A 12712-nucleotide genomic window follows, 5' to 3' on the forward strand; every position below is an offset into this window, starting at 1 on the left:
AAAGACGTATTCTAGCCGTCTTCCACGCAAGACGAAGACCGGATGGACCGCAAACTGCTCGACCTGCTGTGCTCGCCCGACACCCGCCAACCGCTGGCGCTGCTGGAGGCGCGCGGCCTGGAGGCGCTGAACCGCGCCATCGCCGCCGGCGGCGTGCAGCGCGCCGATGGCAGCGCGCAGGCGCAACCGCTGCGCGAAGCCCTGATCACCCGCGACCGCAAGCAGGTGTTCCGCGTCGACGACGGCATTCCGGTGCTGCTGGCCGAAGAAGCCATCGGCACCGCCCAGCTCGCCGACTTCCCGGCCAAATGAGCCGCGACACGGCGCCGCCGCAGGCGCCCGCCGCGGACCTGATCGCCGCCGACGTCGCGCGCGCGCTGGCCGAGGACCTCGGCAGCGGCGACGTCACCGCCGCGCTGTTGCCCGACCGCGCCGACAGCGCCTACCTGCTGTGCAAGCAGGACGCGGTGATCGCCGGCCGGCCCTGGTTCGATGCCTGCCACCGCGCGCTGGACCCGCAGGTGCGGATCGACTGGCAGGTGGCCGAAGGCCAGCGCGTGGCCGCCGGCACGGTGCTGGCCCTGCTGCACGGGCGCAGCCGCGCCCTGGTCAGCGCCGAGCGCGCCTCGCTGAACTTCCTGCAGACCCTGTCGGCCACCGCCACCGCCACCGCCGCCTACGTGGCCGCGGTCGCCGGCACCGGCGCGCGCATCCTGGATACGCGCAAGACCCTGCCCGGCCTGCGCCTGGCGCAGAAGTACGCAGTGCGCTGCGGCGGCGGCAGCAACCACCGCATCGGCCTGTACGACACGGTGATGCTGAAGGAAAACCACATCCACGCCGCCGGCTCGCTGTCCGCGGCGGTGGGCGCCGCGCGCGCGCAGTGGCCGGCGCTGCCGCTGGTGGTCGAGGTGGAAACCCTTGAGCAACTGCGCGAGGCGCTGCAGGCCGGCTGCGACCGCATCCTGATCGACGACTTCACCGCAGAACAGCGCCGCGCCGCGGTGGCGATCGCCGCGAGCGCCCCGTTCCACCGCGCGATCCCGCTGGAAGTCTCCGGCGGCGTCGACCTGGACGCGGTGCGCGCGATCGCTGCCGATGGCGTCGACTGCATCTCCATCGGCGCGCTGACCAAGCACGTGCAGGCCGTGGATCTGTCGCTGAAACTCGGCCCGCCGCCACCGCAATAGCGACAGCGCCGCGCCGCAGCGGCCGCTGTGGCGCATCCCATGCTGGTAGCGGCAGTGGACGCATCCAGGCGTACCCACGGCGCCGACGCCGATGCTTCCAGCCTGGCTGGATGAGGCACGTCGCTGATCGATGCTTCCGGCCTGCCTGGATGGGCCCATCGCTGAGCGCAGGCCAAGACACAGGTGCTGGACGCTTAGCGCCCTACGCCGACAACCACCGGGACACACCCGCCTCCGCCGCACCCCGCGCCCTACACTTCACGGCCTCGCCAACGCCGCTCTGCGACGCTGCGCGCTCCTCCTGCCCGCCGAGTTCGCCGATGTTCCGCCCCTGGTTCGCGCTGCTGTGTGTCGCCGCCCTGTTTCCTGCCGGCCGCGCCGCGGCCGCGGAAGTCTGCGATCTGCCGCCGCGCTTCGGCCTGACCCCGGCGGCGGTGGCGATCGTGCGCACCGCCTGCAACGAACACCGGCTGTGGTGGCGCCCGTTCATCGATCGCGACGGCCGCCTTGCCGGCCTGCGCGTCACCGAGGCCGAACGTGCCGACCTCGCCGACGACGGCATCGAAGCCTGGCAGCGCGTGGCCGCGTACTGGCGCGACAGCGGCACGTTGGGCGCGATGGGACGGTTCGACGGCGCCGAAAGCTGCCAGCAGCTGGACGGTTCGCGCTACCGCGAGAACGACTGCCGCGCCTTCCTCGTCGACAACCCGTGGTCGGCGGCCTTCGTGTCCTACGTGATGGTGCGCGCCGGCGTGGCCGGCTTCCACACCTCGATCCGCCATATCGACTACATCCGCGCCGCCTACCAGGCCGGCGCCGACGGCCTGCCCTATCGCTTCGCCGACCCGCAGCAGGAAAAACCCGCCCCCGGCGACCTGCTGTGCTTCCTGCGCGGACGCCGGCAGCCGGTCGGCACTGCCGGCCTGCGCGAGGCGCTGGCGCGCGGCCGCCCGCTGCCCTGGGAGTCGCATTGCGACATCGTGGTCGCGGCCAACGTCGGCGGCGACCAGACCCTGTACCTGATCGGCGGCAACGTGTTCAACGCGGTGACCATGCGCAAGCTCAAGCTGGACCGCAGCGGACGCCTGCAACTGGATGCGCCGCTGGCGCAGGACCAGAACGACGAAGGCGCCGCGCTCGAATGCACGCCTGGCCACGAGGAACTGTGCGACTTCAACCGCCAGGACTGGTCGGCCCTGCTGAAGCTGCAACCGCAGGCGCAGCTGCTGCCGCCGACCCTGCCCACCACTCCTGCTGCAGTGCCGACCGCGACTCCAGCAAGCGCGGCACCCGGCACGCCTGCAGCACCGCCCAGCGCCCCGAGCGCGCCGCCCCCGCCACCGGCGCCCGCCGCAGTGCCTGCTCCGCCACAACCCGCCGCGCCCGCCAGCAAAGACGCGCCCAAGACCGAGCCGCTGTCCTAGAGCTGCGACGCAGCGTCCAACCACGACGTCGCCGCCTCCAGAACAGGATTCGCGCGGATGCGCACCTGCGCGCTCGACGCGCTGTGCAAGCGTTGCTCGGCAGGATGGTGGTTGCCAAAGCCCTTCGGCTCGGTGCCCCGAAGCCCCTGCAGGTGCGCAACCACGCGGCACCGTCCGCCAGTGCATCGCCCCGGCAGCCGCCGACCCACCTGCCAATCCCCAATCCCCAATCCCAGCCCCACACCAGATTGCCCGCCTACCGGCGCCTCGCTACAGTGGCGCCATGCCCAGCCTGATCCTGTTGATGATCGCCGGCGCGGCGGTGTTCGCGTTCTGGAACGCCTCGCGTGCCGCCGCCGAACGCGCCGAAATCCTTGGCCGCAATGCCTGCAAGGCCGCCGACGTGCAATGGCTGGACCAGAGCGTGCATGGCACCGGCCTGCGCCTGCGGCGCCTGCCCAGCGGCTGGCTCGGCTTCGAGCGCAGCTTCCGCTTCGACTATTCCTACGACGGCACCGACCGCCACAGCGGGCGCCTGGTGCTGCTCGGCGATCAGCTGATCGCGTTCACCGGGCCGTCGGTGGCCAGCGTGAGCAGCCTGCAGGACGTCCGCGCGCAGCGCGACTGAGAGCCATGCACCACGGCTGCGCAGCGATGACGTGCGGCCTCTCATGCAGCGGCAAAGGCGGCGCGCGACCGTTTCGCCATGCCACCTCGAAATGGACGGCGACTGCTGGGATCTATCCGCCTTTCGTAGCAGCGGCTTCAGCCGCGGCGGGCGTTACCGGCCACGGCTGTCGCGGCTGAAGCCGCTCCTACGCCAGAACGCCACAACGCCGTGCGCGATGCGCGCACAGTGGAAACACCAACACGCGGGTACCGCGCGCGGCCACCGAGGCCGCGCATTGCCTGCTTACTTGACCACGCGCAGGCGCGGACGCTTGCCGGCGTCGTCGGAACCGCCCGGCCGCGGCGGTGGCGGGGTGTCGTCGCCCGGCGGCTCGCTGGCGCCGTGGATGTCGTCCGGCAGCGCCATGCCCTGCCCGGTCTCGCGTGCATAGACCGCCAGCACCGCGGCCATCGGCACCTGCACCGGGTAGCTGACGCCACCGAAGCGGGCGGTGAAGCTGACCCCGTCGTTGTCGATCTGCAGACGCACCACCGCGCGCTCGGCGATGTTCAGCACCACCCGCCCGTCCTTGACCGCGCTCGGCGGCACCTGCACGCCGGGCAGGCCCGCATCCACCAGGATGTGCGGGGTCATGCCGTTGTCGTTGATCCATTCCACCAGCGCCCGCAGCAGGTACGGGCGATGGCTGGTCATGCGGGAAGTGTCGTCGCTCATGCGCCCATTCTACGTGCCGGCGCGCAACGCCGGTACAGTTCCAAAGACAGCGGGGACCGCGCGGCGGACAGCATCATGCCGGCAGGTCGCGCAGTTTCTTTTCCTGGTCGGTCAGGCTGCGGATGAACCCCGGATTGCGGAAGATGCGGTTGCCGTAATCCTCGATCGCCTTGCCGTCCTTCGGCAGCGGGATGTCCAGCGCCTGCAGGCGCCAGATGATCGGCGCCATCGCGCAATCGGCCAGGCTCATCTCCGGATTGAGGAAGAACTTGCTGGCCTTGAACAGCGGCACCGAGGCGGTCAGCAGTTCCTTCAGGCGCTTGCGCCCGGCTTCGGCCTGGGCCTTGTTGCCGAGCTGGATCGCCTGCACCTGCGGCACCCAGTCGTGCTCGATGCGCAGCATCGCCAGGCGCAGGCGCGCGCGCGAGAGCGGGTCCACCGGCATCAGCGGCGGATGCGGGTAGCGCTCGTCCAGGTACTCGCTGACCACCGAGGCGGCGTACAGCACCAGCTCGCGCTCCACCAGCGTCGGCACCGAATGATAGGGATTCAGGTCGATCAGGTCTTCCGGCGGATTCTGCGGATCCACCGCCACGAAATCGTAGGTCACGCCCTTGGCCGCGAGCACCAGGCGGACGCGGTGGCACAGGACATCATCCGTGGAGGAAAACAACGTCAAGGTATTTCGCATGCGCAAACTCGCCGCCATTCAAGGCTCTCCGACGGCCGGAATCCGCCGGCCGCATCGACGCCGCCCGCACATTGCGGACGGTCGTCACGGCCCCTGAGTGTGCAACCCTCGCTCACAAAAGCCAATAGGATGAACAGGGGATCGGCTCAGCAACGGTGCAGCCGGGGCGCGGCCGAAACGGCCGCCGCTCAATGCACGTCCTTCCAGTATTCCTTCTTCAGCAGATAGGCCAGGAAGGTCAGCAGCGCCAGGAACAGCACCACCCACACGCCCAGGCTCTGCCGCTTGAGCGCCGCCGGCTCGCTGGCGTACTCGAGGAAATTGCTGATGTCGCGCACCGTCTGGTCGAACTCGACCGGGCTCTGCTTGCCCGGTGTGGCCAGTTGCAGCCGCTCCACCGGCTTGTCCACGCCCGGCTGCTCGGCCTTGCCGTAGACCGGCTGCTGCAGGCCCTGCAGGTCCCACAGCGGATTGGGCATGGAGGCGTTGGCGAACAGCTTGTTGTTCCAGCCCAGCGGCCGCGACTGGTCGAGATAGAACGACTTGAGGTAGGTGTAGACCCAGTCGGTGCCGCGCACGCGGGCGATCAGGCTCAGGTCCGGCGGCGCCTTGCCGAACCACTTGGCCGCCGCATCGTGCGGCATCGCCGTCTCGATGTGTTCGCCGATCTTGGCGCCGGTGAAGTTGAGGTTGTGCATCACCTCGTCCTCGCTCAGGCCCAGATCCTCGGCCATGCGCTGGTAGCGCAGGTACTTGAGCGAATGGCAGCCGGAACAGTAGTTCATGAACAGCTTGGCGCCGCGTTGCAGCGAGGCGCGGTCGCCCAGGTCGTTGCCGGCCTGCAGGGTGGCGCCGCCCTCGGCCGCCATGGCCGAGGCGGACAGCAGCAGCGCCGAGGCGAAGCCGGCGAGCACAGCGATCAGGCGCTTAGTCATGGCTGCTCACCCGCTCCGGCACCGGTTTGGTTCGATCCAGCGAGGTCCATATCGGCATCGTCAGGAAGAAGGCGAAATACAGCACGGTCAGCACGCGGCCGATGTAGGTCTCGATGATCTCGGTGCCGGGACCGGAGCCGATCACGCCGAGCCAGACGAAGCACACCGCCAGCACCCCCAGCATCACCCGCGAGATCCAGCCGCGGTAGCGGATCGACTTGACCTTGGCACGGTCCAGCCACGGCACCAGGAACAGGATCGCGATCGCCGAGAACATCACCAGCACGCCGCCGAGCTTGTTCGGCACCACCCGCAACATCGCGTAGTACGGGGTGTAGTACCAGACCGGCTTGATGTGCTCCGGCGTCACCAGGCGGTTGGCCTCGGTGAAGTTGTCGTGCTCCAGGAACAGGCCGCCGAAGCCGGGCGCGAAGAAGATGATGAAGGCGCCGATCATCAGCAGGAAGCCGACGCCGACCATGTCCTTGACCGTGTAGTACGGATGGAACGGGATGCCGTCGGCCGGCTTATTGGCATTCCAGCGATTGCCCTTGGGCCCCTTCTTGATCTCCACGCCGTCGGGATTGTTGGAGCCAACCTCGTGCAGCGCCCCCAGGTGCAACACCACCAGCAACAGCAGCACCAGCGGCAGCGCGATCACGTGCAGGGCGAAGAAGCGGTTGAGGGTGGCGTCGGACGGCAGGTAGTCGCCCATGATCCACTCGGTCAGGCCGTTGCCGATCACCGGGATCGCGCCGAACAGCGAGATGATCACCTTCGCGCCCCAGAACGACATCTGCCCCCAGGGCAGCACGTAGCCCATGAAGGCTTCGGCCATCAGCACCAGGTAGATCAGCATGCCCAGGATCCACACCAGCTCGCGCGGTTTCTTGTAGCTGCCGTACATCAGCCCGCGGAACATGTGCAGGTACACCACGATGAAGAACAACGAGGCGCCGGTGGAGTGCATGTAGCGGATCAGCCAGCCCCACTCGACGTCGCGCATGATGTACTCGACCGAGTTGAACGCCTCGGCCGCGCTGGTCTTGTAGTGCATCGTCAGGAAGATGCCGGTGACGATCTGATTGACCAGCACCACCAGCGCCAGCGAACCGAAGTAGTACCAGAGGTTGAAGTTCTTGGGCGCGTAGTACTCGCTGACGTGCTTGCGGTAGAACGGCATCAGCCCGGGGGCGCGCTCGTTGACCCAGTCGAACACGTTGCCCGCGGTGCGGGTGAGGATGTTGTCGGCCATGACTTACGCCCCTCCCTTCGCGGATGCGCCCGGGTCCACGCCGATCACCAGTGTGTTGTCGTCCTGGTAGTGGTGCGGCGGCACCAACAGGTTGATCGGCGCCGGCACGCCCTGGAACACGCGGCCGGACATGTCGAAGCGCGACTTGTGGCAAGGGCAGAAATAGCCGCCCTTCCAGTCGGGGTCGTAAGGTTCGGGGCGGATCTCGGCGACCATTTCCGGCGAGCAGCCCAGGTGCGTGCACAGGCCGACCAGCACCGAGACGTCGGGCTTGATCGAGCGGTACTCCGGGTTCTTCAGCACATAGTCCGGCTGCTGGTCCTTGTTGGTGGACTCCGGATCCTTGAGCCGGCTGTCCAGCGACGGCAACGCGTCGAGCATCGCCTTGGAGCGCTTGACGATCCAGATCGGCTGGCCGCGCCACTCCAGGATCAGGCGCTGGCCTTCCTGCAGCGCACTGATGTCGGCGGTGACCGGCGCGCCAGCCAGCTTGGCCTTTGCGCTCGGATTCCAGGACTTGATGAAAGGAACCGCGACGAACCCCGCGCCGACCGCGCCCACGACGGACGTGGTGGCGGTGAGAAAGCGGCGGCGTCCTGCATTTACAGAATCGTTGACCCCATCGTTGGCCATCCGGCACTCCGATCTGTGATTGGGTAGCGTGAGGCTGCCAGCAGCTCGGTGGGGGTCGAGCCGCACTGAATCCACTGCAGTGTAGCGGAACCCTTAACGCGTCGACAATGGAGTCCGGAACGCCCGCGCCAAGGCCGCGGACGGGCTCAATGCGCGGTCGCCAGCACGCCGCGGTAGCGCTCGGCGAGCACGCCCACCCGTTGCACGTAGCGTTGGGTCTCGCTGTACGGCGGCACCCCGCCGTGTTTGTCTACCGCGCCTTCGCCGGCGTTGTAGCCGGCCGCGGCCAGGCTGAGGTTGCCGTTGAAGCGCTTCAGCAGCCACGCCAGGTACTGCACGCCGCCGCGAATGTTTTGCGCTGCATCATACGAATCGCTGACGCCGAAGCGGCGCGCGGTCGGCGGCATCAGTTGCATCAGCCCCTGCGCGCCGGCGCGACTGAGCGCCATCGGGTTGTAGGCGGATTCGGCGTGGATGATCGCGCGCACCACCGCCTCGTCGACGCCGTACTCGCGCGCGGCCGCGGCGATCTCGCTCTGGTAGGCGGTGGTGTTCAGGCGCACCGCACCGAAGTTGACCCCGGGATTGGCGCAGGCGTAGCAAGTCTCCATGAAGCTGTAACGGATGGTGCGCACCGCGCCGAGATTGGCGACCTGGGTCGGGCGCGCACTGGTGTAGTGGCGCACGCCGTCCTTCATGTACGAATACAGCTGGCCGCTGACCAGGCGGCGTGGCGCCCCGTCGTTGCTGGGCGGTACCGGTGCGACCCGGTTGGGCACGGCGTTGGCGGTGACCTGGGCCGGGGCGGCGACCGGCGCGCTGATCAGCGTAGCCGGTGCCACGGTGCCGGCGGTGGCGATGACGCCGCGGCTGGGCGGCCGGTCGGTGCCGGCCTTGGCCGGCGCAGGCGCCGGGGCGGTCCGCGCGGCGCGGCGGTCGGGGGTGTAACGGCCGATCACGCTGCAGCTGGCGCCAGACACGCGCTTGCTGCCGTAGCTGGGCACGCCGTCGTTGCCGGTGCACTTGTACAGGGTGCCGGCGCTGGCCGGCGCAGCCGTCAACGTGGCGAGTCCCAGCCCCAGGAGCCACAGCATCCCCTTCATGGCGGCGAGTGTCCCAACTTCCCCGACGCTTGCCAAGTGCGCGCCACCCCAGGACGGCATGGCGACCTAGGCGGAGGCAGGTCCAGGCACCTGTTCCGCAGGCACGGGCGCCGGCACCTGTTCCAGCAACGCGTTCAGCACCGCGCGCAACGCCGTCCGCACCTCGGGCGTGGCCTCCAGGTCGGCGAACGGCACGCCGATGGTCAGCAACTGCGCCGCCAGCCACGGCACCGCATCGGCCAGCAGCGACAGCCGGCAATGGCCGTCGGCCTCGTCCTGCAGGGTGCCGCACCATAGCGGAATACGCGCCCCCAGCTCGGCGGCACTGCCGCGCAGCCGCACGCTCAGGGCGTAGCCCAGCGCCTGCGGGCTGTAGCGGATCGCCGCGTCGACCATGGCCGCCGCGTCCTGCGGCGGCAGGCGCAACGCCACCGCCGCCCCAAGCTGCAAGGGCGCCGCGATGCGCTCGGCGCGGAAGGTGCGCCAGTCGGCACGGTCGCGGTCCCAGGCCAGCAGGTACCAGCGGCGGCCGGCGTTGACCAGGCGCAAGGGTTCGACCAGGCGTTGGCTGGCGCGGCCGCCGTGGTCGCGGTAGGCGAAACCGAGCAGGCGCCGGTCCCGGCAGGCGCTGGCGACGCCGATCAGCACCCGCGTGTCCGGCCGCAGCGGGTCCTGGCCCAGCGCCATGGTCGCGCCCTGCAAGGCCTCGGCGCGCTGGCGCACCCGCGCCGGCAGCAGCGGCTCGAGCTTGGCCAGTACCCGCACCGCGGTGTCCTCCAGGCCGGCCATGCTGGCGCAGGCGGCGCGCAGCGCCACCGCGACCGCCACCGCCTCGTCCTCCTCGAACAGCAGCGGCAGCATCTGCGCGCCGGCGGCCAGCCGGTAACCGCCGCCCACCCCAGCCGCCGCCTCCACCGCATAGCCCAGCGCACGCAGCCGCTCCACGTCGCGGCGCAGGCTGCGCCGGTCCACGCCCAGCCGCGCGGCCAGCTCGGCGCCGGACCACAGCCGGCGGGTCTGCAGCAGGGCGATCAGGCGCAACAGGCGGGCGGCGGGCGAGGACATCGGGACACGCTATTGCGGACAGGATCTGTCCGCAATGGGGCCTAGGCTGTCCGTACCGATCCGCCAGGAGCCGCCCATGACCGCCAACCGCCACATCACCCTGTTCCACAATCCGCAATCGCGCTCGCGCGGCGTGCTGATCCTGCTCGAGGAACTGGGCGCCGACTACGCCATCGAGCGCATCGACTTCGATCGGCAGGCGCAACTGGCGCCGGCGTACCTGGCGATCAACCCGATGGGCAAGGTGCCGGCGATCGTGCACGCCGGCGCGGTGGTCACCGAGCAGGGCGCGATCTACTCCTACCTGGCCGACCTGTATCCCGAAGCCGGGCTGGCGCCACCGATCGGCGACCCGCTGCGCGGCCCCTATCTGCGCTGGCTGGCGTTCTACGGCGCCTGCTTCGAACCGGCGCTGGTCGACCGCGCGCTCAAGCGCGAACCGCCGCCGCGGGCGATGTCGCCCTATGCCGACTGCGACACCGTGCTGGCGGTGGTGGACGCGCAACTGGCGCGCGGCGACTACCTGCTCGGCGCGCGCTGCAGCGCCGCCGACGTGCTGTGGGGCAGCGCGCTGGGCTGGATGCTGCAGTTCGGCCTGCTCGATTCGCCGGCGCCGACCCGTGCCTACGCCGCGCGGATGGCCGAGCGGCCAGCGGTGCAGCGCGCGCTGGCGGTGGATGCCGCAGCGAGCTAAGAGTGGCTGACACAACGTCGCGCGCAGTCGCCAGGTGGGTGCGGACGGCGCGGAGGAACCGCAGTGAACGCGTGGCACATGAGGATTCCGGGCACCGTCCGCGCCCGCCTGGCGGCTGCCCAGTGGTTTTGTCGGCCACGCTTAAGACCTGCGCCCGCGCGCCGGCACGAGTAAACTAACCGGCTTCCTTTCCACCCGCCTGGATTAAGCGCCATGCCCGGGACCGTCCTGCATCCCCTGCCCTCCGCCGGCCCCGCCGCCGCCGCCGCGCCGGTGCGCGGCAAGCTGTACATCAAGACTCACGGTTGCCAGATGAACGAGTACGACTCGGCCAAGATGGCCGACGTGCTCGCCGCATCCGAGGGCCTGGAGCTGACCGACAACCCCGAAGAAGCGGACGTGGTCCTGGTCAACACCTGCTCGATCCGCGAGAAGGCGCAGGAGAAGGTGTTCAGTCAGCTCGGCCGCTGGAAGGCGCTGAAGGCCGGCGGCAAGCCGGTGATCATCGGCGTCGGCGGCTGCGTGGCGTCGCAGGAAGGCGAGGCCATCGTCAAGCGCGCGCCCTACGTGGACCTGGTGTTCGGCCCACAGACCCTGCACCGGCTGCCGGAGCTGATCCGCGCGCGGCGCGAATCGGGCAAGTCGCAGGTGGACATCAGCTTCCCCGAGGTCGAGAAGTTCGACCGCCTGCCGGAGCCGCGCGCCGAAGGCCCGTCGGCCTTCGTGTCGATCATGGAAGGCTGCTCCAAGTACTGCTCGTTCTGCGTGGTGCCCTACACCCGCGGCGAGGAGATCAGCCGGCCGTTCGAGGACGTGCTGGTGGAAGTGGCGCAACTGGCCGCGCAGGGCGTGCGCGAGATCAACCTGCTCGGCCAGAACGTCAACGCCTACCGCGGCCCCTACGCCGACGCCGAGGCCGGCGAGGAAGCGCAGCATGCCGACCTGGGCCTGCTGATCCGCAGCATCGCGCAGATCGAGGGCATCGGCCGCATCCGCTTCACCACCTCGCATCCGCTGGAATTCAGCGACTCGCTGGTGGAGGCCTACCGCGACGTGCCGCAGCTGGCCAACTACCTGCACCTGCCGGTGCAGGCCGGCAGCGACCGCATCCTCAGCGCGATGAAGCGCGGCTACACCGCGCTGGAGTTCAAGCAGAAGATCCGCAAGCTGCGCGCGGTGCGGCCGGACATCTCGATCAGCTCGGACTTCATCGTCGGCTTCCCCGGCGAGACCGATGCCGACTTCGACAAGACCATGAAGCTGATCGAGGACGTGGGCTTCGACCAGAGCTTCTCCTTCATCTATTCGCGGCGCCCGGGCACGCCCGCCGCCGATCTGGAAGACGACACCCCCGAGGCGGTCAAGCACGCGCGGCTGGCGCGGCTGCAGGCGCACATCAACGCGCATGCGCAGCAGATCTCGCAGGGCATGATCGGCAGCGTGCAGACCGTGCTGGTGGAAGGACCGTCGAAGAAGAACCCGGCCGAGCTGACCGGCAAGACCGAGAACATGCGCTCGGTCAACTTCCCCGGCCACCCGCGCCTGATCGGCCAGTTCGTCGATGTGACCATCACCGAGGCGCTGAGCAACTCGCTGCGCGGCCGCCTGCACCTGGCCGAGGACGACGCCGCGGCCTGAGCGGCGTCGGGTGCGTTCTATTCGAGCGCGCTCAGGAACCGCTCACCGCGCGGACCAATCTGCACGGCCCGCGAATCCGGCACCCGCCGCGCCAGGCCGGTGCCGAGCAGATGCGCGAGCAAGGCACTGCCCAGCGCGCCGGCGACGTGGTCGCGGCGCTCGCTCCAGTCCAGGCACGGCCGGCACAGCGGCCGCCGGGAGCCGCGCAAGGCCGCCACGTCGATGCCGATCGCCGCGCACCAGGCCGCGCCGGACGCGCTCAGGGCCATGCCGTCGCTGCACAGCAGGTACCCGCGCGTCTCCATCTGCTGGCGCCAGCGGATCGCCAGCTCGCCGGCAAGGTGGTCGTAGCACACCCGCGCACGGCGCAGGCCGGCATCCGCCGGGCCGACCCGCCGGGTCTGCGGCGGCGCCAGTCCCATCATCGCCTCGACTGCCGCGGCAACCTGCGCATCGGCCACGCGGAAATAGCGGTGCCGGCCTTGGCGCACCACGGCGAGCAGGCCGGCCTCGACCAGTTGCGTCAGATGCCGGCTGGCGGTGGACGGCGCCACCCCACCATCCAGGGCCAGTTCCGTGGCGGTGCGCGCCTGCCCGCCCATCAACGCCGCCAGCATGCGGCTGCGCGCGGCGTCGCCCAGCAGGAAGGCGACACGGGACAGCGGCGTGGCTTCGCTCATGCTTCGATTCTAGACGAAGCATGGCGCCACGCTGGCGCCTACCGTGCCTGCTCCCACAC

General features: G+C 69.8%; 14 protein-coding genes and 1 other RNA gene. 6 read left to right on the plus strand and 9 right to left on the minus strand.

What is annotated here, in order from left to right; genetic code table 11:
- Positions 1 to 42: 42 nt before the first annotated feature.
- The 4 genes from Q7W82_RS15620 (at position 43) to Q7W82_RS15635 (ending at position 3242) form a co-directional block, all read left to right on the plus strand.
- Positions 43 to 312, plus strand: coding sequence for a Trm112 family protein (locus tag Q7W82_RS15620; RefSeq protein WP_010342118.1), 270 nt, complete (start codon positions 43 to 45; stop codon positions 310 to 312).
- The gene (gene nadC, locus Q7W82_RS15625; protein WP_242160825.1) at positions 309 to 1190 is read left to right on the plus strand and encodes a carboxylating nicotinate-nucleotide diphosphorylase; all 882 of its coding nucleotides are present in this window, start codon (positions 309 to 311) and stop codon (positions 1188 to 1190) included. The genes Q7W82_RS15620 and nadC overlap by 4 nt, the downstream gene beginning before the upstream one ends.
- Before the next feature lie 320 nt (positions 1191 to 1510).
- The gene (locus Q7W82_RS15630; RefSeq protein ID WP_242160826.1) at positions 1511 to 2614 is read left to right on the plus strand and encodes a DUF2272 domain-containing protein; all 1104 of its coding nucleotides are present in this window, start codon (positions 1511 to 1513) and stop codon (positions 2612 to 2614) included.
- A 283-nt stretch (positions 2615 to 2897) separates the two neighbouring features.
- A complete protein-coding gene (locus Q7W82_RS15635; protein ID WP_019797482.1) occupies positions 2898 to 3242 on the plus strand; it encodes a DUF3301 domain-containing protein in 345 nt (114 codons plus the stop codon).
- Positions 3243 to 3527: 285 nt separating this feature from the next.
- Here Q7W82_RS15635 and Q7W82_RS15640 read toward each other — a convergent pair whose 3' ends face one another.
- The 7 genes from Q7W82_RS15640 to Q7W82_RS15670 form a co-directional block, all read right to left on the minus strand.
- On the minus strand, positions 3528 to 3959 hold the full coding sequence (locus Q7W82_RS15640) for a ClpXP protease specificity-enhancing factor (RefSeq protein ID WP_160945906.1): 432 nt from the start codon (positions 3957 to 3959) through the stop codon (positions 3528 to 3530).
- A 73-nt stretch (positions 3960 to 4032) separates the two neighbouring features.
- Positions 4033 to 4668: a glutathione S-transferase N-terminal domain-containing protein gene (locus Q7W82_RS15645; protein ID WP_010342124.1), complete on the minus strand. Its 636-nt coding sequence runs from the start codon at positions 4666 to 4668 to the stop codon at positions 4033 to 4035.
- 170 nt (positions 4669 to 4838) lie between these two features.
- Positions 4839 to 5585, minus strand: a complete 747-nt coding sequence (locus tag Q7W82_RS15650) for a cytochrome c1 (protein WP_160945905.1) — start codon at positions 5583 to 5585, stop codon at positions 4839 to 4841.
- The gene (locus Q7W82_RS15655) at positions 5578 to 6840 is read right to left on the minus strand and encodes a cytochrome bc complex cytochrome b subunit (RefSeq protein WP_019796224.1); all 1263 of its coding nucleotides are present in this window, start codon (positions 6838 to 6840) and stop codon (positions 5578 to 5580) included. The genes Q7W82_RS15650 and Q7W82_RS15655 overlap by 8 nt, the downstream gene beginning before the upstream one ends.
- A 3-nt stretch (positions 6841 to 6843) precedes the next feature.
- Positions 6844 to 7473, minus strand: coding sequence for a ubiquinol-cytochrome c reductase iron-sulfur subunit (petA, locus tag Q7W82_RS15660; protein ID WP_160945904.1), 630 nt, complete (start codon positions 7471 to 7473; stop codon positions 6844 to 6846).
- 146 nt (positions 7474 to 7619) lie between these two features.
- Complete coding sequence (locus Q7W82_RS15665; protein ID WP_242160827.1) at positions 7620 to 8576, minus strand: lytic transglycosylase domain-containing protein; 957 nt, start codon at positions 8574 to 8576, stop codon at positions 7620 to 7622.
- Between the two features lie 66 nt (positions 8577 to 8642).
- Positions 8643 to 9641 (minus strand): WYL domain-containing protein, encoded by a 999-nt coding sequence (locus tag Q7W82_RS15670; RefSeq protein WP_242160828.1) that lies wholly within the window; start codon positions 9639 to 9641, stop codon positions 8643 to 8645.
- Between the two features lie 76 nt (positions 9642 to 9717).
- Between Q7W82_RS15670 and Q7W82_RS15675 the strand changes: the two genes are divergently transcribed.
- On the plus strand, positions 9718 to 10335 hold the full coding sequence (locus tag Q7W82_RS15675; protein ID WP_242160829.1) for a glutathione S-transferase family protein: 618 nt from the start codon (positions 9718 to 9720) through the stop codon (positions 10333 to 10335).
- Between the two features lie 4 nt (positions 10336 to 10339).
- On the opposite strand, the gene Q7W82_RS15680 is transcribed toward Q7W82_RS15675, so the two are convergent.
- Positions 10340 to 10415: non-coding RNA, sX9 sRNA (locus Q7W82_RS15680), on the minus strand.
- 133 nt (positions 10416 to 10548) lie between these two features.
- Here Q7W82_RS15680 and miaB point away from each other — a divergent pair.
- The gene (gene miaB / locus Q7W82_RS15685; RefSeq protein ID WP_242160830.1) at positions 10549 to 11973 is read left to right on the plus strand and encodes a tRNA (N6-isopentenyl adenosine(37)-C2)-methylthiotransferase MiaB; all 1425 of its coding nucleotides are present in this window, start codon (positions 10549 to 10551) and stop codon (positions 11971 to 11973) included.
- A gap of 17 nt (positions 11974 to 11990) precedes the next feature.
- On the opposite strand, the gene Q7W82_RS15690 is transcribed toward miaB, so the two are convergent.
- Complete coding sequence (locus Q7W82_RS15690; RefSeq protein ID WP_242160831.1) at positions 11991 to 12653, minus strand: winged helix-turn-helix domain-containing protein; 663 nt, start codon at positions 12651 to 12653, stop codon at positions 11991 to 11993.
- Positions 12654 to 12712 lie beyond the last annotated feature (59 nt).

Source organism: Xanthomonas indica, from assembly GCF_040529045.1.
GTDB classification, from domain to species: Bacteria; Pseudomonadota; Gammaproteobacteria; order Xanthomonadales; family Xanthomonadaceae; genus Xanthomonas_A; species Xanthomonas_A indica.